Source organism: Spirulina sp. CCY15215 (assembly GCF_016888125.1).
Taxonomy (GTDB): domain Bacteria; phylum Cyanobacteriota; class Cyanobacteriia; order Cyanobacteriales; family Spirulinaceae; genus CCY15215.
This window is the reverse complement of sequence record NZ_JACSWA010000430.1, coordinates 1-19999: the sequence shown is the minus strand read 5'-3', so window position 1 is coordinate 19999 and position 19999 is coordinate 1. Positions and strand designations below refer to the sequence as shown.

22 protein-coding genes and 1 pseudogene are annotated in these 19999 nt (G+C 40.5%); 16 read left to right on the top strand and 7 right to left on the bottom strand.

Going from position 1 to position 19999, the window contains the following annotated elements:
- The first annotated feature begins 132 nt into the window (after positions 1-132).
- Positions 133-273 carry a hypothetical protein gene (locus JUI58_RS12815; protein ID WP_204104185.1) on the top strand — a complete coding sequence of 47 codons (141 nt, stop codon included), beginning with the start codon at positions 133-135 and terminating at the stop codon, positions 271-273.
- A 19-nt stretch (positions 274-292) separates the two neighbouring features.
- Here the strand turns inward: JUI58_RS12815 and JUI58_RS12810 are convergent.
- Positions 293-1575, bottom strand: a pseudogene (locus JUI58_RS12810) (RNA-guided endonuclease TnpB family protein).
- A gap of 371 nt (positions 1576-1946) precedes the next feature.
- On the opposite strand from JUI58_RS12810, the gene JUI58_RS12800 reads away from it, so the two are divergent.
- The 7 genes from JUI58_RS12800 to JUI58_RS12770 all read left to right on the top strand — a co-directional run bounded on the left by JUI58_RS12800 (position 1947) and on the right by JUI58_RS12770 (position 6151).
- Positions 1947-2660 (top strand): DUF2808 domain-containing protein, encoded by a 714-nt coding sequence (locus JUI58_RS12800; protein WP_204104182.1) that lies wholly within the window; start codon positions 1947-1949, stop codon positions 2658-2660.
- 87 nt (positions 2661-2747) lie between these two features.
- Positions 2748-2885: a 50S ribosomal protein L34 gene (gene rpmH / locus JUI58_RS12795; RefSeq protein WP_204104181.1), complete on the top strand. Its 138-nt coding sequence runs from the start codon at positions 2748-2750 to the stop codon at positions 2883-2885.
- Positions 2886-2941: 56 nt separating this feature from the next.
- Positions 2942-3334: a ribonuclease P protein component gene (gene rnpA, locus JUI58_RS12790; protein ID WP_204104180.1), complete on the top strand. Its 393-nt coding sequence runs from the start codon at positions 2942-2944 to the stop codon at positions 3332-3334.
- The gene (locus JUI58_RS12785) at positions 3324-3716 is read left to right on the top strand and encodes a PH domain-containing protein (RefSeq protein ID WP_204104179.1); all 393 of its coding nucleotides are present in this window, start codon (positions 3324-3326) and stop codon (positions 3714-3716) included. The genes rnpA and JUI58_RS12785 overlap by 11 nt, the downstream gene beginning before the upstream one ends.
- A 111-nt stretch (positions 3717-3827) precedes the next feature.
- Entirely contained in the window at positions 3828-4997 is a 1170-nt protein-coding gene (gene yidC, locus JUI58_RS12780; protein WP_204104178.1) for a membrane protein insertase YidC, read from the top strand.
- Positions 4998-5092: 95 nt separating this feature from the next.
- Positions 5093-5569 carry a R3H domain-containing nucleic acid-binding protein gene (locus JUI58_RS12775; protein ID WP_204104177.1) on the top strand — a complete coding sequence of 159 codons (477 nt, stop codon included), beginning with the start codon at positions 5093-5095 and terminating at the stop codon, positions 5567-5569.
- A gap of 84 nt (positions 5570-5653) precedes the next feature.
- Positions 5654-6151 carry a YceD family protein gene (locus tag JUI58_RS12770; protein WP_204104176.1) on the top strand — a complete coding sequence of 166 codons (498 nt, stop codon included), beginning with the start codon at positions 5654-5656 and terminating at the stop codon, positions 6149-6151.
- Position 6152: 1 nt separating this feature from the next.
- Here JUI58_RS12770 and JUI58_RS12765 read toward each other — a convergent pair whose 3' ends face one another.
- Genes JUI58_RS12765 through JUI58_RS12755 form a run of 3 tightly spaced genes read right to left on the bottom strand, consistent with a single transcriptional unit; the run spans position 6153 to position 8342 of the window.
- Positions 6153-7622: a hypothetical protein gene (locus tag JUI58_RS12765; protein ID WP_204104175.1), complete on the bottom strand. Its 1470-nt coding sequence runs from the start codon at positions 7620-7622 to the stop codon at positions 6153-6155.
- Between the two features lie 3 nt (positions 7623-7625).
- On the bottom strand, positions 7626-7991 hold the full coding sequence (locus JUI58_RS12760; protein ID WP_204104174.1) for a zinc ribbon domain-containing protein: 366 nt from the start codon (positions 7989-7991) through the stop codon (positions 7626-7628).
- 39 nt (positions 7992-8030) lie between these two features.
- The gene (locus JUI58_RS12755) at positions 8031-8342 is read right to left on the bottom strand and encodes a TIGR03792 family protein (RefSeq protein WP_204104186.1); all 312 of its coding nucleotides are present in this window, start codon (positions 8340-8342) and stop codon (positions 8031-8033) included.
- 71 nt (positions 8343-8413) lie between these two features.
- On the opposite strand from JUI58_RS12755, the gene JUI58_RS12750 reads away from it, so the two are divergent.
- From JUI58_RS12750 to uvrB, 6 genes are all read left to right on the top strand, one after another.
- The gene (locus JUI58_RS12750; RefSeq protein ID WP_204104173.1) at positions 8414-9388 is read left to right on the top strand and encodes a mechanosensitive ion channel domain-containing protein; all 975 of its coding nucleotides are present in this window, start codon (positions 8414-8416) and stop codon (positions 9386-9388) included.
- 53 nt (positions 9389-9441) lie between these two features.
- Positions 9442-10578 carry a mechanosensitive ion channel domain-containing protein gene (locus JUI58_RS12745; protein ID WP_204104172.1) on the top strand — a complete coding sequence of 379 codons (1137 nt, stop codon included), beginning with the start codon at positions 9442-9444 and terminating at the stop codon, positions 10576-10578.
- Between the two features lie 24 nt (positions 10579-10602).
- Positions 10603-11076, top strand: a complete 474-nt coding sequence (locus tag JUI58_RS12740) for a hypothetical protein (RefSeq protein WP_204104171.1) — start codon at positions 10603-10605, stop codon at positions 11074-11076.
- A gap of 73 nt (positions 11077-11149) precedes the next feature.
- Positions 11150-11476 carry a phasin family protein gene (locus tag JUI58_RS12735; protein WP_204104170.1) on the top strand — a complete coding sequence of 109 codons (327 nt, stop codon included), beginning with the start codon at positions 11150-11152 and terminating at the stop codon, positions 11474-11476.
- A gap of 15 nt (positions 11477-11491) precedes the next feature.
- On the top strand, positions 11492-12049 hold the full coding sequence (locus JUI58_RS12730; RefSeq protein WP_204104169.1) for an FKBP-type peptidyl-prolyl cis-trans isomerase: 558 nt from the start codon (positions 11492-11494) through the stop codon (positions 12047-12049).
- Between the two features lie 103 nt (positions 12050-12152).
- Positions 12153-14150: an excinuclease ABC subunit UvrB gene (gene uvrB, locus JUI58_RS12725; RefSeq protein WP_204104168.1), complete on the top strand. Its 1998-nt coding sequence runs from the start codon at positions 12153-12155 to the stop codon at positions 14148-14150.
- A 54-nt stretch (positions 14151-14204) separates the two neighbouring features.
- Here uvrB and JUI58_RS12720 read toward each other — a convergent pair whose 3' ends face one another.
- The 3 genes from JUI58_RS12720 to JUI58_RS12710 all read right to left on the bottom strand — a co-directional run bounded on the left by JUI58_RS12720 (position 14205) and on the right by JUI58_RS12710 (position 17857).
- On the bottom strand, positions 14205-15221 hold the full coding sequence (locus JUI58_RS12720; protein WP_204104167.1) for a hypothetical protein: 1017 nt from the start codon (positions 15219-15221) through the stop codon (positions 14205-14207).
- Positions 15211-16686 (bottom strand): AAA family ATPase, encoded by a 1476-nt coding sequence (locus JUI58_RS12715; RefSeq protein WP_204104166.1) that lies wholly within the window; start codon positions 16684-16686, stop codon positions 15211-15213. The genes JUI58_RS12720 and JUI58_RS12715 overlap by 11 nt, the downstream gene beginning before the upstream one ends.
- Positions 16687-16789: 103 nt before the next feature.
- A complete protein-coding gene (locus JUI58_RS12710; protein ID WP_204104165.1) occupies positions 16790-17857 on the bottom strand; it encodes a GTP-binding protein in 1068 nt (355 codons plus the stop codon).
- 141 nt (positions 17858-17998) lie between these two features.
- On the opposite strand from JUI58_RS12710, the gene cysS reads away from it, so the two are divergent.
- Positions 17999-19432, top strand: coding sequence for a cysteine--tRNA ligase (cysS, locus tag JUI58_RS12705; RefSeq protein ID WP_204104164.1), 1434 nt, complete (start codon positions 17999-18001; stop codon positions 19430-19432).
- Positions 19407-19979 carry an ATP-grasp domain-containing protein gene (locus JUI58_RS12700; RefSeq protein ID WP_204104163.1) on the top strand — a complete coding sequence of 191 codons (573 nt, stop codon included), beginning with the start codon at positions 19407-19409 and terminating at the stop codon, positions 19977-19979. The genes cysS and JUI58_RS12700 overlap by 26 nt, the downstream gene beginning before the upstream one ends.
- Positions 19980-19999 lie beyond the last annotated feature (20 nt).

Sequence of the window (19999 nt, the reverse complement as noted above, 5' to 3'; positions counted from 1 at the left end):
ACCCAAATAACGTAGTACGCTGGGTACTTAGTCTGGTCAGAATGGCTTGTCAGATTTCTCTTTCAAGCCTCACGCCTTTAGGCTGAGGTTCCTGACACTGAGACAACATATAGACTGCCATCCTGCATCATATTGCCATCCTTAGCGTTCTCTCCCGTTCTTCAACTTATCTTATGGATTTACCGAGAACGACCCCAAAATTTATTCTGCGATCGCGCCACCGAGGGAACATTTTTCTCAGTTTCTGCGTTGGGAGAAGGAATCAAGATTTGATTTAGTTTGATAAAGTGAATTACCCCTCATCTATCCTACGGATAGATGAGGGGCTTCGGAATTCACAGGGGATAGCTTTTTGCCAGCAGAAGCCCGCAACGAGTCTTACATTCCCTCCTTCCGCAGAAGCGTTGATTCCCAACGCCTGTATTTGTCTGATGCCTTCTGCTCTAATGGTTTTCGAGGCATTCTCATCGCGGTCATGGATCGTACCGCATTCAGGACAAGTCCACTCCCTCACATCCAAGGGCATTTTGTCCATTTTATGACCGCATTCAGAGCAGGTTTTAGAACTGGGAAACCATCGGTCGATCTCAACTAATACTTTTCCTTCTTTGGCAAGTTTGTAATCGAGAAAATTGACGAATGTTCCCCAACCGACATCAGAAATAGCTTTAGCGAGACAGTGATTTCTTACCATTCCCTTCACGTTGAGAGCGAGGGATGGCGAATCGAATTCGCCATATCCAATCGCTCTCGCGAGATTTTCGACAACGATGACTTGGTTTTCGTTTACCAATTTTCTTGACAGTTTGTGCAGGAAATCTTGGCGGGAATTTCTAACTCGCTCGTGAACTCTGGCTACAAGTTTACGCGCTTTTTCTCTCGATTTAGAGCCTTTAACTTTGCGAAAAAGTTTTTGTTGTTTGCGTTTGAGGTTCTTTTCATGTTTGGCAATATGTCTGGGATTGGCATATTTTTCGGTTTTTTCTCCATCATTAACAATCGCAAAATCTTTGATTCCGAGGTCGATTCCGGCGACTTTCCCATCGGTGCTAGGTGTTGCCGCTTCTCCCTCCACTTCAAACTCCACTTCAAACAATAAAGAGGCATAATATTTACCGGATGCGGTTAGAGAAATGGTAACGGTTTTTAATTTTCCTTCCGGTAATTTACGATGAAATTTACTGTTAATCTCACCAATTTTTGGCACTTTTAAACAATTCTCAGCAATTTCTACATTCTGAGGATATTGAATCGATTGTTGGCGATGTTTTGATTTGAATCTAGGAGATTTTGTCTCCCTTTGAAGAAGTTTTGATAAGCCCTGTTTAGATTGATAGCAACACATTGCAGGACGGCTGAATAACAATCTGTTTTTAGCCAAAGATATTCTTTTTTGAGTTGAGGAAGCATTCCTTTATAAGCCGATAGCTTTAAGATTTCCCCCGTTTCTTGATAATGCTGAATACAAGCGTTAAGCGCAAAGTTCCAATACCAACGCGCACAGCCAAAAGACTTGGATAAAGCCTCTTTTTGCGTGAGAGTTGGGTATAATCGGACTTTGATTGCTTGCAGCATTTTTATCAGTTATTTGTTTTCTACTTTAGAGATATTTTAACAATATATTCTGTGAAAAGCAAAAACGAGCTACATAAAAATTTGGGCATCGAACCCAAATTTTTATCCGATTCATGAGGTGCTGTGGGGGTCACAATTTCCGCCCTTTAAAAGCGCCGTCCCCTATCGAATCGAAGATTACGATAGGGTGATTCTCGGTATTTCTGCTAAAATAAAGTTTAGTAAAGCGCACGCTTGACCTCAATTCATTGAGAAGTTCATTGAGGCGATATGGAGACGGCTGCTTAAGTGCGCGATCTCCTTAATTTCTCTCGATGTGATTCTTCTCTCATTGCCTCTCGTCCATTTCCAATTTATTCAACAGATAGATCATGGTCTTTTCTCAAAAATTTTCCTCAGTACTTTCCAAATTGCCTTCTAAATTGTCCCGCACTCAAATCTTTTCCGGTCTGGCTGCCGTTGGCGTACTCTTAGCCGGAATTCCCGCCGCCACCTTCGCCCAAAGCAATCCCGGTTTAGTGATTTTTAGCGGCGTGGGCAATCGCTCTAATATCTTGAACTATCACCTCAAAGACGGACGGCGCAACGTTCGCGACGATCGCTATAAGCTGCGAATTCCCGCCAACAAGATCGAAAATGGGGTCTCTCGTTTGATTGTTTCCTACCCCGACTATTATGAAGGTCGTTTTAATCTAGATCGGATTGAAGTCGGGTACGGCGAACGCTATCGCAATAAAGTAGAAGTGGCCTACACCGACCTACAAGAAGAATGTTATGCCATTGAAAATCAAAATGGCCGCCGGGATCTTTACCATTGTCTGAATATTTCTTTGGAAGAAACCATCGAAGCCGAGACTCCCATTGAAATTAAATTATCTCAAGTCCGAAACCCTTGGCAGGGGGGAACTTTTTACTTTGGGGCCCATACGGTAAGCTGTCTCGATCGCGATCGCGAACAACCTGATAGCAGTTGTTTTAGCGATCCCGAGAATGCCCCCAGTGTCGGTCGTCTCGATACACCGTTTCGGGATGCTCGACGCATTCAACTCGCGGATGTCGGGGTTTGGATTTTAACCATTGACTAATAACAATTAACGAATCCAGACAAAATCTCAGGCCGGAGGAGTATAATGGGAGACTGTGTAATTTGACGTGAAGCAAGGAGACAGTCAGTGACCCAGCGTACCTTGGGAGGCACAAGCCGCAAACAAAAGAGAAAATCGGGGTTTCGCGCCAGGATGCGAACTAAAAACGGTCGTCGAGTCATTAATGCTCGTCGCGGTAAAGGTCGGCATCGTTTAGCCGTCTAAGGAAGGATTTTCTTTGCAGATCGCCCCCAACGCCAAGCAAGAGGATAAAAACGAGAGTGGGATTGCCCCAAGCCAATCGACTCAAACACTGGCGGGATTTTCAGGAGGTTTATCAACGCGGAAAGCGCTATTCCGGTTCTTATTTAACCTTGCGGAGTTTGTCCGTAATGCCAAAATCGGAAACCGGAGCAACTGAAGCCGAGATAACCTTAATCCCGTCCACCCGCATTGGTATTTCTATTGGCAAAAAAGTGAGTAAAAAAGCGGTCGTCCGCAATCGCATCAAGCGTCAAATTCGTGCAGCTATTCGAGAGATTCTCCCGCAAATGTCGGGGGGCTGGAAATTGGCAATTGGGGTAAAATCTACAGCAACGAAGTGCGAATACGAACATTTTTTGAGAGAATTAAAACAATTATTGACACGAGCCGAGGTTTTGCATGGGTATTAAAGAAACATCTTTTTTTGAGGGGGGTCCTCATATTGGCGATCTGATCATTAATATTTTGTTGGGTTTCACCGTGATTTGTCTGCCGTTAACCGTCGCGGCGATCGTCAGAGCCTTGTGGTTGCGCTACCGCATTACCGATCGCCGCATTTCCGTAACAGGAGGCTGGCAAGGGCGCGATCGCACCGACATAATCTACGCAGAAGTTGTTAAGATTGTTAAGGTGGCGCGAGGGGTTGGTTTATGGGGAGATCTGGTTATTACTCTCCGAGATAAAAGTCGTTTGGAAATGCGCTCCCTACCCCGATATCGAGAAATTTACGATTATATCGCCCAAAAAGCAGCCGAGAAAACTGGACTCTCTGTTGAAGAGATTCAGTGCTAAAGTGCGATCGCGCTATTTCCAACCAACGAAGGAAAATACAGTTCGATAACGAATCAAAAAAACTAAACTGTCAAGAAAAACTTTAAACTAAGTAGGCTGGACTTCAGACGTATGGATTTTGGTATCGGGTTTATTTCCACAAATTTAATGTTGCCAATCCTTGATTTTTTTCATGGGATTGTGCCAAGTTATGGTTTTGCGATCATCGCTTTAACCCTTGTGATTCGCTTTGCTGTTTATCCTCTCAGTGCTGGTTCTATCCGCAGCATGAGACGAACAAAAATATCTCAAGGGGTGATGCAGAAGCGCGTTAAAGAAGTACAAGCGCGCCATAAGGACGACCCCCAAGAGTTACAAAAGGCAATGGGGGAAATTTATAAAGAATATGGCAATCCTTTGGGTGGCTGTGTCCCCGTTCTCCTACAATTACCGATTCTCTGGGCATTATTCACGACCCTGCGAGGATCGCCTTTTACCAACATTAACTATACGGTTGACGTACAAATACTGCCCAAAGCAGAAGTGGCCCAGGTTCAACGCCAGTTCTATTCTACAAAACCCCAAAATATTTATATTGATGAAAGTCTGCACGAACCGATCGCCGCAACTCTAGCGACGGGAAAAATCCTCGCAATTGGCGAAAAGAGCCAAGTTAAATTTCAAACCCCCGATGGTTTATCTTTAACAGAACTTAGTGCCTCTCACCCCCAACACAATCTCCAACCAACATGGAGCGTTACAAAAGGGAGTGAAAATGCGGCAGTGGATCCCGATGGAACGATTGTTGCTCTTGCCCCAGGAAATGCGACGATTCAAGGTACGGTCCCAGGACTCGCTGCTGATGAAGGATTTCTCTTTATCAATGCTCTCGGACGAGTGGGTGCCACGGCTCCTAACGGTGGTATTCATTGGGATATTGTCATCATGGTATTATTCTTTGGGGTAAGTACCTATATCAGCACAAATTTAACTGGAGCCAGCAAAACTCCTGCCGCAGATGACAGTGCCAAGCAACAACAAGCCATTAGTAAAATTACACCCTTGCTTTTTACGGGAATGTTTTTAGTGTTTCCACTCCCAGCAGGGGTTTTAATGTATATGGTGGTTGCTAATATTTTCCAAACCGCACAAACGTTTATTCTGATGAAAGAACCTCTACCGGAAAACTTACAAAAACTGGTAGAACAACAAGAAAAAGAACAAAAACAGCAAACCAAAGGAGAAGAGGCTTTGCCTTTCGAGCGCAAACGCTCTAAGAAGAAAGAAAAACCATCGGGTTAAAACAAGAATGTGAAAAAGTGGGATTGATTGCCATTATCTTTTCTTGGGCTGCTCTTTTCAATCTCAAACTGTATGTATCGCGGTGAAGAATAATCATGAAGAAACAAATAGAAAAGGGTCAAGCGTGGTTGGAAAAACTCTTAAAATTAATGGGTTTCTCTACTGCGGTCGGAATTGCTAAGTTAAATGATGATGGCGCTTGCTGGCTAACGATTGCAGAAAATAAGTTGTCATCAGAACAAATTTCAATTCTAATTGGTAAGCAAGGAAGAACCATTGATGCAATTCAATATTTGATCAATACCGTTGTGAATATGGGGGGCGATCGCGAGACTCAGCAACCTTTTACCGTGGAGATAGACGGTTATCGTCTCCAACGTCAGGAAGAATTGCGAGGTTTAGTGGATGAGGTTTCTCAACTCGTCCGGGAAACTGGACGGGAAGTAGAAATGAAATCGCTTTCCTCAGCAGAACGGCGACAAGTTCATAATTTTCTCAAGGAATCTAACGATTTAACAACGGAGAGTCGGGGGTTAGATCCCGATCGCCGCTTGTTTGTTAAATTGCGTTAGTTTTCTAGGTTCGATATAAGTAATGTTAGAAAGGTGAGGAGATATTTTGTCCTTCTTCCCTTTCTTGTTTTTCTGAATAAAAAAATGGAATCAATTTATATTCCTCATTTACTGGCAATTCCGGAAAATACACAGGAAATCCCTGTGGAAGTGTTTCTGCCAAATTTGGAAACCCTGACCCCAGTTCGAGGGAGATTGCAAGTTAAGCACGGACAGACTTATTTAGAAGTTAGTGCAGAAGTGGAGGCGATCGCCACATTGGTTTGCGATCGCTGTTTGCAGCACTACAATCATCGCTTACAGGTGAAAACGACGGAGTTAATCTGGTTGGATGAAGAAACGGAACCCCTACCCCAAGAACGAGAAGTGCGGGTGGGGGATCTATCGGAAGTTCTTTCTCCCAAGGGATATTTTGACCCGGAAATGTGGTTATACGAACAGCTAAGTTTAGCGATGCCTTTGCAGAAAACTTGCGGGGAAGAATGTCAGGGAATAACTCAAGTGAAAGCGGGGAATGAACCAATTATCGATCGCCGTTGGTCAGGTTTGGATGCGCTTAAAGCTGCTCTTGATGAATCATGAGTTAATATTTCGTATAAACGGGAGGATTGGCTCGTTTCGCTGGGCTAGAAGTAATACGAGGGGCATTTCGTAAGGATAGTTGTAGATTTTCTAAACCTGACTCTAAAGTTTCGCAACGGGCTAATATTTTTGCCATTTGGTCATGGAGTTGCATTTGTTGGGTTTCGAGGGTAGATTGGCGCTCTTTACCTTCTTTGCTTCCTTGCTGTAGGGTCATTTGTTGCTGCGTTAAGTGAGATTGCCAGCTTTTACGGAGTTGTCGCAATTCCTCGCTTAAACGAGTATGTTGAGAATTGAGTTCTTTTTGTTCTCGATTAAATTCTTGAATATGATTTTCGATAAGTTCTCTTTGTGCTTGTTCTTTTGCGTCAAAAACCCGATCGCGCTCTGCGATCGCCCCTTCCAATTTGCTATTTTCTTCTCTGAGTTGTTGGATTTGAGTTTGTTGTTTAGCGAGTTGAGATTCAAGGCGATCGCCGTGTTCGGTTTTAAGTTGTTGAATTTGAGTTTGTTGTGCAGTGAGTTGAGATTCAAGGCGATCGCATTTAGCGGTTAATGTTGCTTGTATAGTTTCCCATTCTTCCTGTTGGCGTGCCAGTTGTGTTTGTTGTTCGGTAAACTGAGAATGTAGGCGATCGCATTTAGCGGTTAATGTTGCTTGTATCTCTTCCCATTCTTCCTGTTGGCGATCGAAATATTTCTGTTGTTCGGTAAGCTGAGAATGTAGGCGATCGCGCTCCTGAGAAATTTGCTGAATTTCTGTCGTTACTGTTTCGATTTGCTGCTGAAATTGTTCTTTTAATCGCTCTACCGCTTGAAATTGAGAGAGTTGTAAAGATATGCGCGATTGTAGTTCTACTCGTAATAGTTCGATATCTCGTATCTGATCAGGGAGAAGTATTTGCGAGGATGGATCGATTGTTTTGGTGCTTACTTTTTCAACTTCTCCTGTAATTTTAGGGGGGTTATTATTTTGTAATTGAGCGAATTGTAATTGCAATTGCGATCGCTCCTCCTCCCCCTGCGTAAAACGTTGTAAAATCCATTCTAGAACTTCTCTTCCTTCTGCTGGAATGCGCTCTAGAGAAGGAATTGCAGAAGAATTTGCAGAAGAATTTACAGAGGAGTTTGGTGCATGAGGAGAATAAGGGGGAGGAGGAGAATAAGGGATATTAGTCGCAAGTTGTTGCGATCGCGATTGTTCTAATTGAATCCGATTTCTTTCTCCTTCTTGTTGAGCATTGTTCAATTGTCTTTGTAACTTTGCAACCTGTTCTTTTTGAGATTGTTGAGTATTCCACATATAATGCGCCCAAGCCTGGATTTTCTCCAAAGAGGACATTGATATCTGATGTTCTACTCGCAAAGGACCAACAATCGATAAACAGGAAGAAGAAAGCTCCCAACCACAAACATGACAGCGCTGAACTTTTCCTTTTACATAAGTATTTTGACAAACCGGACATTCCATAATTTAGTTATCAGTTGAATTTAATAGTGCAACGAACAAACTAACTAAAATAACTCCCAAGAAAAGCAACAAGCCGCGATTTTGCCTGCACCAGAATTGTAATGCTTTCCGACCTTGTAATGGCGGAACAATATCCTCTTGCCAAGAAGCGCGATCGCAGTACATGATACAAGTTTTCGCGTAGGGACGTTGGGGATAGGTGCAGGTATCATCTTCGTGATAAAGGCAGCGATCGCATAAAGATGCTTCTCCTTGAACTTGATGGAGGGGGATTCCTTGGTGTCCGTAGGCTTTCAGAATAACACCGCAATGGGGACATTTTATCGCCTCTGAGGTGACTAAATTTTCGCATTGAGGGCAATTTGGCATAATCCTTCATTCAACCCAGTTGAAAGGCTTTCTCGGCTGTTAAACGCCATGATGAAGAAACTTTCTGACTTGATACTCTCCAGTTTCAATCAGATCGTAAGCGCTATTCATGGCGATCGCAAATTTTTGTTCTGTTTCCTCTAGTGCATCTTGGGGAATAGCATCCCAGTCTTCTTTTCTTTCCCAACGTACAATTATGACCAATTCCCGAGGATCGGGAGATAGCCAGACTTCTTTCCCCAAAAAGCCTGGATATTTTGCCAGCATCGTTGTCCAGATCGCTTCATCTTTCTGAATAAAGCATTCTCGCACTTCCGCAGCAACTCGAAACTTTAGCCATTCGATAACAATCATCAAAATTCCTCAAAACAAACTATTATAACAAGCTATAGCTTTATATTCTTGACTTCAAGACTATCTCGATGCAACAATTTTCTTCAACAGATGCAAAAAAGATTTACCAAAAGGCGATCGTTCCCTATCAGGGTTGGTTAGGCTGGACGATCGCCCTGGCCATAATTGATATTACAATTTTAAATATTACGCTACCTCCTTGGATCGATTTATTAGAATTGCTGCTCGGTTTATTTTTTTCCGTTAATATTTGCTTGTTAGGATTCAAGATATTTCAAAGTTTATTCGATGACTATATTTTAGAAGATGTTCTCAAGGATAAAAATACGATTAATAGTGAATTGCTGGCGCTGAGTAACTTCCTTTCTAAAGCAGTAATCGTGCTGATTATTGTCTTTCTCTTTGCCCAGACACATCATATTAATCTGATTGGACTTATTGCTAGTTTAGGTGTTGCTGGAGCCGCGATCGCCTTGGCATCCCAAAGAGTTTTAGAGCAAATTCTTTGGAGTATTGTTCTTTATCTCGATCAGCCTTTTTCTGTGGGGGATTATATCTATCTTTCCGACCGAACTTTAGGTCAAGTTGAAGCGGTAGGATGGCGATCGACCAAGATTAGACTTTCAGGAAAAAATACTCTCGTTATCGTGCCTAATAGCAATTTAGCACAGACTAATATTGAAAATTTGACCAAAGCTAGACGACTTGTTTTAATGGTATATATGACTTTTTTAAGAACGATGTCTGATGAAGAAAAAGCATTAATTCGACAACTGATTCGAGAAAGTACCCAAGAAATTATTGGTATTGATTCGCAACTAACTCAAGTTATGTTTGAAGATTTAGTTAATAGTACCCAGCAAAATCAAGTTCGCGCCCAAGCAGTCTTTTTTGTTTTGGGGGCTGAAGATAGTTCAATGGAGTTACGAAAAACTCTTTTAGAAATTGCTCGAGGTAATATTATGGAGAGATTACATAACTATGGTATTGATTGTAAATTTGAGGAGAAAATTGTAGATATTCCTCAACCGATGAAAATGTAAAAACTACAAGTATTGGCAAAGCTAAAGATTGAAACAATAAATAAAAATTGATTATGCCAGAAATTTTTCAGTTCGATCGCGTCGATCCAGAAATTCTTCGGGATGTTGTCGAACTTGCTATTAGATTGGGACTCTTTCTTGTTGGTGCGATACTATCTCCTATTGTCGGGCGATCGCTGCCTAAATTTTTACAGTATTTGTTGAAAATAAGCCAACATTATACCGATATTAATGCCCAAGAAATTTACAAGCGCTTGATTAAACCATTTCAGAATTCTATTGCTATTACGGGGACATTAGCTTGTATTGCTCTCAGTTTATATTGGCTAATTATTTATAACGAACTCTATACCTTTCTCGGTTTTTTTATCTATTCAGCATTATCTATTAGTATTGTTTGGTTCACTTTTAATGCGGCTCGACAAATCATTCGCCAATCTGTTATTAATTTAGTGAAGCGGTGGTTTGGAGAAATTAACGAAGTTGTTCTCATTTTTGAAACGTTGATTTATATGACAATTGTTCTCATTGCCTTTATTATTTTTGCCCAAGGTTTGCGCTTAAATTTGGTGGCGATCGGAACCAGTTTGGGAATTGGTGGGGTTGCGGTTGCTTTTGCATCTCAACAAGCCCTAGGAAGACTTTTTGGAACCCTAGAACTTTATCTCGATCGCCCCTATGTACCAGGAGAATATATTCGTGTTACCTTCAATCCTTTTAAGGGAGATATCTATGGTCGGATAGAATCAATAGGGCTGCGTTCTACTAAAATTCGTGTTGTTGCTCGCAATACCGTTATGATTGTGCCTAATTCTATGATGGCAGGTCTATATATTGAAAATATCAGTCGAGGGGGAAAAATCATGGCCATGTTATGTTTGGATTTTGTCAAAACCCTTAAGGAAGGAGAAAAAGCCCTAGTCAAACAAATTATTGAAGAGTCCAGCCAGATTTTTTGGGAACTCGATAAAGCCAGTACACAAGTGCAGTTTGATGTCTCAGAGGGCAATTCGGGAACTCGCGCGCGCATTATCTTTTTTATTACCGGATCGGGAGAAAATTCCATCGGTTTACGCAAGCGTCTTTTGGAGTTAGCGAATGATACGATCGCCAGAAGAGTAGCGACTTATAATCTGAGCTTTACAGCGCCCGATCCTATCATTTATATTGATTCTCCTATGTCTATTTAATCGATTAGCAATGAACAATTATCAATGACTCATGTTATGAATAATCAACCTGCACCAACCAATCCCGAAATTGACGATCAGACTTCTCCGAAAACAATCCAAGAACAACATTTAAACTTAAAACTAGAAGTCGAACAGCTTTATCGTAAAGTGGATCGCCTGCAAGGAGGTTTACAAACTTTACTGAGTGGTTTATTAGTCGCGACTTTAATTGCTGTTGGCGTTGCAGTTTGGTTTGCTTATCGTCTTTTACTCGAAGAAAAGATCGCGCAACGGGAAGTTAAAAAAACAATTGAAACCCAAGCAGAGATCATTGAAAGACTAGATCTCATGGAAGAACAGATCCAAAGTCAAGAACGGAAAATCAAGCGTTTGAGTGAGGATATTCCCCCGGAATTGGGCGATCGCATTGAAGAAGATCGCCAAGAATTGCAGAAATTTCGCGATCGCCTCGACCGACTGGAAAAAATAACCCCAGAGAAGCAGTTGAACGAGTAATAATAACAATGGCAGATGGGTGTACTAATCCGTCAGCGCTAAGATAAAAAAAGTTGGAGGAAAAAACAGCAACATGGACAACAACAGCAACTTGATTCAAGAACTGTTAACAATTGGTTTGGGGACGACTACCTTTGTCGCCGAGAAACTGGGGGAAATGGGCGATCGCTTGGTCAAAGAGGGAAAAATTGAACCCGATGAAGCCAAAACTATCGTTAATGAAGTTCTCAAAAAGGTCAACACCGATCGCGGTACTGTAGAAGACCGAATGCAGCAACAATTAAAAACTGTCCTGCAAGATATCGGGGTTCCGCGACAGTCGGAGATCGATGAATTGCGGGGACGGATCGATCGCTTGGAACATCAAGTCAGAGATCTCGAAAATAAACAATGGCGTTAAATTCAAGGGAATAGCATGAAAGCAATTTTAATTAGTGTTGGCACGATCGCTGCATTTGGTTTGATTTTGGCGATCGCTTTATTAATGGGTAAAGGCGATGAGGCCATCTCCTCGGGTTCTGTAAATCCCACGGATTCTCCTGCAACGGCAGTGGCAACAGGTACACTAACACCAGAAGATTCTACTATGGAGTCTTCTGATGTCCCACAAACAAAGGAAAACGTGAACGAAGAAATTATCACCACGGAGTCCGGACTCCAGTATGTCGTCATTAAAGAAGGAGTTGGCGACTCTCCCTCGAAGGGTAAGACGGTTTTTGTCCACTATACGGGAACTTTAGAGGATGGCACAAAATTCGACAGTTCCCGCGATCGCGGTCAGCCTTTTTCCTTTACAATCGGGGTCGGACAGGTGATTAAAGGTTGGGATGAAGGGGTAGGAATGATGAAACCAGGAGAACGGCGCAAGTTAATTATCCCACCAGATTTGGGTTATGGCGCAGAAGGTGCCGGGGGGGTCATTCCTGGCAATGCGACGCTGATTTTTGATGTTGAATTATTAAAAATTCAATAATTGCTTTTTTTGTCCCTTCTTTTTAACAGAAGGGATTTTTTTCCTCAAAAAAATATTAGTAAAATATTAAAATATTACCTCAAATGCCTCAAAATCTTGTCCTATGACCTTTCATCTCAAAGCACCCTTTGAACCTACTGGAGATCAACCTCGTGCGATCGCGCAATTAACTGAAAGTGTACGAGAAGGACATCAAATGCAAACGCTTCTCGGTGCGACGGGAACCGGGAAAACCTTCACGATCGCCCATGTTATCGCGAATATGGGCAAAGCTACCCTCGTCCTTGCTCATAATAAAACATTGGCGGCCCAATTGTGCAACGAATTGCGGCAATTTTTCCCCGATAATGCGGTGGAGTATTTTATTAGTTATTACGATTACTATCAACCCGAGGCATATATTCCCGTCAGCGATACTTATATTGAAAAAACGGCTTCGATCAATGAAGAAATTGATATGTTGCGTCACTCAGCCACGCGATCGCTGTTTGAGCGAAAAGATGTGATTGTTGTGGCTTCTATTAGCTGTATTTACGGGTTGGGAATTGCTTCAGAATATCTCAAAGCTGCCATTTCTTTAAAAAAGGGAGAAGAAACTAATCAACGCAAACTATTACGGGATTTAGTTTCTGTCCAATATAAGCGCAATGATACAGAACTCAAACGGGGCAATTTTCGCTTGAAAGGAGATGTTTTAGAAATCGTTCCTGCTTATGAAGATCGGGTGATTCGAGTTGAATTTTTCGGCGATGAAATTGATGCTATTCGCTATCTCGATCCTGTCACGGGGGAGATATTACAAAGTTTACCACAATTGAATATTTATCCTGCGCGTCACTTTGTCACTCCCGAAGAACAATTAGAGATTGCTTGCCAAGATATTAAAGATGAATTAGAAGTACAATTGGAAGATTTAAGAAAGCGGGAGAAACTCCTTGAATCTCAACGCATCGAACAGCGCACCCGTTACGATTTAGAGATGTTACAAGAGGTAGGATATTGTAATGGTGTAGAAAACTATTCTCGACATTTAGCCCGTAGAAATGCCGGAGAACCACCAGAATGTTTAGTGGATTATTTCCCGAAAGATTGGCTATTAGTCGTCGATGAATCTCATGCTACAGTACCACAAATTCGCGCCATGTACAATGGCGATCGCGCCCGCAAACAGGTATTAATTGAACATGGGTTTCGCCTTCCCAGTGCTGCGGATAATCGCCCTTTAAAAGCGGATGAATTTTGGGAGAAAGTGAATCAATGTATTTTTGTTTCTGCAACTCCCAGTAATTGGGAAATCGAATTATCTGGCGATCGCGTGATCGAACAGATTATTCGTCCTACTGGAGTCATCGATCCAGAGATTTTTGTGCGTCCAACAACGGGACAAGTTGATGATTTATTAGGAGAAATTAAAGATCGTGCAGCACTTCAAGAACGGGTTTTAATTACAACTTTAACAAAGCGCATGGCAGAGGATTTAACCGAATATTTTGCAGAGAGAGGGATTAAAGTTCGTTATTTACATTCGGAAATTCAATCAATTCAACGTATTGAAATTTTACAAGATTTAAGAAAAGGGGTTTTTGATGTATTAATTGGGGTCAATTTATTACGAGAAGGATTGGACTTACCGGAAGTCTCTTTAGTGGCTATTATGGATGCTGATAAAGAGGGCTTTTTAAGAACAGAAAAATCCCTGATTCAAACGATGGGACGTGCTGCGAGAAACGTGCGAGGACAAGCGATTTTATATGCAGATAATCTCACGGATAGCATGAAAAAAGCAATTGAAGAAACTGAGCGTCGTCGAGGGATTCAAATGGCTTATAATAAAATGCACAATATTACACCCAAATCAATTGTTAAACAATCTAGCAATGCGATTTTATCTTTTTTAGATATTTCTCGTCGCTTAAATTCACAAGAATTAGAACAAGTTTACGAATATAAAGACGATTTACCTTTGGAAAAAATACCTAATATTATTCAACAATTAGAAGAACAAATGAAAGAAGCTGCGAAAAAGTTGGAATTTGAAGAAGCAGCTAAATACCGCGATCGCATCAAAAATCTGCGCGATCGCCTTTTGGGTCATTCTTAGAACTTGAAGGAAATTTATGTAAAAAGAATTGTTAGACACAGCCTACCTTATAAATCAACAAAATCTAATAAGACAACGCATCCAATGAGGAATATGATAAGGATGAGATCGATCTAGTTTTTGACAGCGATCGCTATAAAAATTGGCAATTTCTAAACTCAAGTTATTTTTCAATTCTGTTTCTGTTAAATTCGAGTAAGATGAACTCAAATGAATTTTATTTTCCCAATAGAGTTTTGCTTTTCTGATTTTTAAGATAACTTCAATGAGTTCGCGTTTTTGAGTTGGGTTGCAACTAGGATTAGTGAATGCTATTTTCCAGCGATCGCAGAATTCTTTCTTGTCTACAAATGTTCCATCTAAGTTTTGACAAGTTCTTTTTACTCTTTCTGAAATAGTTGTGAAATTGTTCTGCATCTCTTCAATTTCTTTTCTTTTTTCTTCTGCAATTTTCTCATCATCATCTTGAGGATCGATAATATCTTGGTTCATATCGTGGTAAATCTTTTCCAAAGAGAGTTTTTCGCCGTTATACATGGGTTTATTTTCATGTGCTGCAAAAAGTTCTGCAAGATCGGGTTCGAGAAAATATGCTTCTTTGTGCATCCATCCTGTAACTATAATTTTACTTTCAGATATTGCTTTGTACATCGTGTCAATATTTGCATACATTTCTTGACAAAGAGTTTCGATATTATTGTAAGATAATGCAATATCAGTATTCTCTAGATCGCGATCGACAAGTACAAAGAGTTTGTCTGGAGATAAATAGGAGTTTTCCGGATCGCGATCGTGCATTTCTAAGAGCGCTTCTCTCACTCGGAGGACATCATTCCGTCCCCCACAAGGTAAAAAAACAGGTCTTTTTTCTCTCCACCATTGCGGGATACAAGCTGTCCAAAAGTTAGCATCAGGAATGTTTTCCAGTTGTCTAATTTGTTGCGGTGTACGAATATTAAGGTAAGCGCGATCGCCTTCACAGAGAACAACAATTTTATTTTTAATTCTTCGAGTTTTGAGTATCTTGTTGCAAAATTTCTCTTCTTCTTTGAAGGTCGAATTAGTTGTCATTGTTCTTATCAGCAGGATTCACCATTTTAGGTTCAATTTCTTTGACATGACGGGGAGTAAGTGCCTCGCAAAGATGAAAGGAATGGGTTGCTAAGAGATATTGATTATTTCCCCATGAAGCTAATTCTTGAACAATTGAATATTGCCAGTCTGGATGCAGTCCATTTTCAATTTCATCAATAAGGACAATCGCATCATCTCCCACAGTGTACTTGATCCACGCATATAAGCCAAGTCTTTTGAGTTCACCATGACTTAAATCCTCTGGATCTATTTCTAAATAATCTCTTTCTGAATTCATTCTACGAACAATAATAGAATCTAATACTTTGTTTGGGAAAATATATTTATTATCACCTAGAAAATGATGAAATTCCTGTACTGTTTCTTGAAAGCTATTTGAATATTTTAAGGTTTTTATTGCGGTTTTCCAGTCTTTTTCCTTAGATTCTTTAAAGACATTCAAAATTCCTTTTAAAGCCAATTTATTATAAAGATAAAAATTGGGTAAAGATTGATCGAGATCGAGCAGTGATTTCTCATAATTTTTTGAAATACTAAATAGTGTTTTTTTGGTTTCTCGATTGATAAAAATAAAAGATTGTGTTGGAGGGGCAGCTAAAAAAACTTTTTCTCGGCATTTTTCTAAAACTTCTAAAGCTAAGTCATATTTATTAACTGTAGTTTGACAAAATAACATAATATCTACATTATTTTTAGTGAAAAATTTAGGATATAAAATCGTATTTTTTTCTCCTTGCATTTGCATGAATTCTATTTTTGAAAAAGAAAACGCATTATCATTAGATGGGCTAGAATTTTCCAGTAAATATATCTCATCTTTTAGTTGAGATTCTGCAAACTCTCTTCCCTCAAAAGAATTTGGATATTTTGTTATTAAATCTTCTAGCTCTTTCTTGAGTTCTTCTATCCTAGATATACGATTTTGATATTCTAACTCTCTTCCTTTTTCGATCTTATGTATTGCAAAAAGACTAGGAATTATATCTAATTTTATATCGTCTATTCCCAGATAAAATTCTTTCATTGAATCTTCTCTTTTGATAATTAAAGGAAGAGTTTTCTGTTCCGTTTTTGGTCTTGTACTTGCAGTCCAAGAATGCCCAGAAAATTCTTCAAATTCAGATATTATGTAGAAAAATTGCAAGTCAATAATTTGTTTTTTATACAATATATCAATAGACAAAATAGTTTCCGGATGTATTTCTTCTTCAGTTGACATTTTTCTAAAGTCAAAATATTCCGTAATATTTTCTAAAAAAGTTCTCTTCTTTTCATCACAGAAACAAGAAAGTAAAACAAAAATTAGTTGCAAAAGAGTGCTTTTTCCTCCTCCATTTTCACTACTAATAGGAAAAACCTGCGGTGTTAATTCTGGCTCAAAGGTTAATGTGACATTTTTTAGATTTCTAAAATTGGGGACGTGAATTTTTAGAATTTGCATAACAAGTTAATAAGCAATGTAAAACTTTTAGAACATTTAGTCATTTTTGAATCAGCGAGATCAGCATTATCTAAAGTTAGGTGGGCATTGCCCACCTTTACTGTTAAGCAATACACTCTCCTAATTGTTGCAGGATTTTTTCATGTTCTAAATCCTGACCGATGAAGACTAATTGCGTTTTCTGTTCGCGATCGCCCCATTCGTCATCCTCAATTGAAAAACGCTTTCCACTCAGATGAAAGATATGGCGATCGCCACTTTCCTCAAACCATAAAATCCCTTTTGCACGAAAAATATTTGGTGTTAAATGATAGTCTAAAAACTTCTGGAATTTGCGAACTGACATCGGTTTGTCACTTTGGAAAGAAACTGAGGTAAAACCATCATTTTCTAAGTGATGAGAATGGTCATGATGAGCATGATCGTGATGTTCGTGTTCGTGATGTTCGTGTTCATGATGTTCATGTTCGTGATGTTCATGGTCATGATCTTCTGAATCTATTTGATCAAAATACTTATCCGACTCAAATAAACCGACACTCAAAACCAAAGGGAGAGAAACTTGAGATTTAGTAGTGTGAATAATCCGCGCATCTTGTTTAATATCGCGAATTCTAACCTCTAATAAATCGACATCAGCCTCATCGACTAGATCGACTTTGTTGAGTAAAATAACATCACCGTAAGCAATCTGACTGTACGCTGCTTCGCTATTAAACAAATCTAAACTATAATTGGAACAGTCCACCATTGTGACAATAGAATCGAGACGAGTCATATCTCGCAATTCTGTTCCTAAAAAGGTCAGTGCAACGGGAAGCGGATCGGCTAAACCTGTTGTTTCTACCACCAAATAATCGATTTTATCTTCCCGTTCCAGAATCCGATAAACGGCATTTACTAAATCGTCATTGATAGTGCAGCAAACACAACCATTATTTAACTCGATCATATCATCTTCGGTAGTGATAATCAGTTCATTATCAATACCAATCTCTCCAAACTCATTCACGAGAACGGCGGTTTTAAGTCCTTCTTGATTGCTTAAAATATGATTGAGGAGGGTTGTTTTACCACTGCCGAGAAAGCCGGTAATAATGGTTACGGGTAAACCCAGTTTTGGGGCTTCCATTGCGAGAATGCTACTAGATTGGGGTTCAACTGTTTGCATAGTTTTTCTGTCCGTGATGTCCAAATCGTAAAAAAATTGTAAGATAGTTAGCTTATGGCTCTACAGTCTATTATTGCTTAGACTGAGAAAGTGGGATATTTCTTTAGGAAGACTTCCGCGATCGCACTACCCTGGCACATTATGACTCTAAATCTCTACAACACCCAAACTCGCCGCAAGGAAGCCTTTGTTCCTCTAACACCCAATGCGGTGAAAATGTACTGCTGTGGCGTGACGGTGTATGATTTATGTCATTTGGGTCACGCTCGGTCTTATATTGTTTGGGATACGGTGCGCCGTTATTTGCTGTGGTTGGGGTATGAGGTGCGCTATGTTCAGAATTTTACTGATATCGACGATAAAATTCTCAAACGTGCGAATGAACGCGAAATGACTATGCAGGAGGTTAGCGATCGCTATATCCAAGAATATTTTGCAGACATTCGCCCTCTAAATGTACTAGATGCGGACGAATATCCCCGCGTCACGGAACATATTCCCCAAATTCAGCAGATTATTCAAGATTTGATCGACAAGGGCTATGCTTACCCTGTAGGAGGGGATGTTTACTATCAGGTGGAACGACTTCCCGACTACGGTAAACTGTCCGGACGTAAGTTAGAAGATATGCAGGCTGGGGCAAGCGGTCGCGTAAATGAGGGGGAGATAAAAAAGAAACATCCTTTTGATTTTGCCCTTTGGAAGGCGGCTAAATCGGGAGAACCTGCTTGGGATTCCCCTTGGGGTAAAGGTCGTCCCGGTTGGCATATCGAATGTTCGGCGATGGTCAGATCACTTTTCGGAGATACAATCGATATTCATAGTGGGGGTGGAGATTTAGTTTTTCCTCATCACGAAAATGAGATTGCCCAATCGGAGGCCGCGACGGGTAAGCCATTAGCACGATATTGGCTGCATAATGGCATGGTGAAAATTGGCGGCGATAAAATGTCGAAATCTCTGTCCAATTTTATTACAATTCGCAACTTTTTAGAGCATCCTTACGATCCGATGGTGTTACGATTGTTTGTTCTTTTGGCACATTATCGCAAGCCGTTAGATTTTACCGAAGAGGCGATCGCCTCTGCTGAAAATGGCTGGCAAACCCTACAGGAAGGATTGCATTTTGGGCAACGTTATGGGGCAAAATTAGGCTGGAAACTCTCTGAAATGAGTGTAGACTCGAATGGTTATAAAGAGCGCTTTCAAGAGTCAATGGATGATGATATTAACACTCCTGGAGGGTTGGCGGTTATTTTTGAATTGGCGAAGGAATTACGAAAGGAAAGTAATTTGCTTACCCATGAAGGGAAAACAGAAATTGCTTCAGAAGTGTTAGAAATACAGTGGAAAACTTTGGTTGAATTGGCGGGTGTTTTAGGAATTGAAGCACAACCCGAGGCAGCAACTGTAGAGGAAATTGGAGAAGCGGAAATTGCTGCAATCATTGAACAACGCACCGCAGCAAGGAACGCAAAAAACTTTGCAGAAGGCGATCGCCTTCGGGATGAATTGAAAGCAAAAGGTATAATTTTGGTCGATAAAGCAGGTGAAACAACATGGCATCGCGGTTAATCAAACAATGCCCACTTTAATTCTAAGTCCACGATTTACAGAAGATTCGCAAACACTTTGGAGGACTGCGATCCAATTGGGTTGGGATGTAGAAAGGTTGACCAGTTGGCGAGTTGGCGATCGCTTTCTTTCTCTTCCCGAACCTGTTTTCTATCTCGAAGCATTAATGGCAGAAAATATTGCCGAACAATTTGGCAGAAAATTGCTCCAACTTCCTGCTAATTGGTTGCCTCAACTTCCCGAAGAATATCGCCAACGTTGGGTTTATTTAACAACTTTAGCAGAAGCTAAAATGTTGAAAAAACCTGCTTTTATTAAACCTCCCAATGATAAAAGTTTTCCGGCTCGAGTTTATTCTAGTTCAGATTTACCAGATGAGTTTGCCAGTGAAACCCCTGTTCTTGTTGCGGAAATCGTTGATTGGGAAAAGGAATTTCGCTGCTTTATTTTAGATCGAGAATTGCGAACATTTTCAACACCAATAAAGCGCAGGATTCCCCGCTTGTATGTGAAGCATCAAGCGTGGGAGGAATGCGATACAATCTGACCCCCAATGGGGAGGATTGT

Bases quoted from the DNA above. Each gene is read 5' to 3' on its own strand.
- JUI58_RS12720 (WP_204104167.1), bottom strand. From the start codon at position 15,221: ATGACAACTAATTCGACCTTCAAAGAAGAAGAGAAATTTTGCAACAAG.
- JUI58_RS12735 (WP_204104170.1), top strand. From the start codon at position 11,150: ATGGACAACAACAGCAACTTGATTCAAGAACTGTTAACAATTGGTTTG.
- JUI58_RS12750 (WP_204104173.1), top strand. From the start codon at position 8,414: ATGCAACAATTTTCTTCAACAGATGCAAAAAAGATTTACCAAAAGGCG.
- uvrB (WP_204104168.1), top strand. From the start codon at position 12,153: ATGACCTTTCATCTCAAAGCACCCTTTGAACCTACTGGAGATCAACCT.
- JUI58_RS12800 (WP_204104182.1), top strand. From the start codon at position 1,947: ATGGTCTTTTCTCAAAAATTTTCCTCAGTACTTTCCAAATTGCCTTCT.
- yidC (WP_204104178.1), top strand. From the start codon at position 3,828: ATGGATTTTGGTATCGGGTTTATTTCCACAAATTTAATGTTGCCAATC.
- JUI58_RS12740 (WP_204104171.1), top strand. From the start codon at position 10,603: ATGACTCATGTTATGAATAATCAACCTGCACCAACCAATCCCGAAATT.
- JUI58_RS12765 (WP_204104175.1), bottom strand. From the start codon at position 7,622: ATGGAATGTCCGGTTTGTCAAAATACTTATGTAAAAGGAAAAGTTCAG.
- cysS (WP_204104164.1), top strand. From the start codon at position 17,999: ATGACTCTAAATCTCTACAACACCCAAACTCGCCGCAAGGAAGCCTTT.
- JUI58_RS12710 (WP_204104165.1), bottom strand. From the start codon at position 17,857: ATGCAAACAGTTGAACCCCAATCTAGTAGCATTCTCGCAATGGAAGCC.
- JUI58_RS12785 (WP_204104179.1), top strand. From the start codon at position 3,324: ATGGGTATTAAAGAAACATCTTTTTTTGAGGGGGGTCCTCATATTGGC.
- JUI58_RS12760 (WP_204104174.1), bottom strand. From the start codon at position 7,991: ATGCCAAATTGCCCTCAATGCGAAAATTTAGTCACCTCAGAGGCGATA.
- JUI58_RS12715 (WP_204104166.1), bottom strand. From the start codon at position 16,686: ATGCAAATTCTAAAAATTCACGTCCCCAATTTTAGAAATCTAAAAAAT.
- JUI58_RS12775 (WP_204104177.1), top strand. From the start codon at position 5,093: ATGAAGAAACAAATAGAAAAGGGTCAAGCGTGGTTGGAAAAACTCTTA.
- JUI58_RS12770 (WP_204104176.1), top strand. From the start codon at position 5,654: ATGGAATCAATTTATATTCCTCATTTACTGGCAATTCCGGAAAATACA.
- JUI58_RS12730 (WP_204104169.1), top strand. From the start codon at position 11,492: ATGAAAGCAATTTTAATTAGTGTTGGCACGATCGCTGCATTTGGTTTG.
- JUI58_RS12745 (WP_204104172.1), top strand. From the start codon at position 9,442: ATGCCAGAAATTTTTCAGTTCGATCGCGTCGATCCAGAAATTCTTCGG.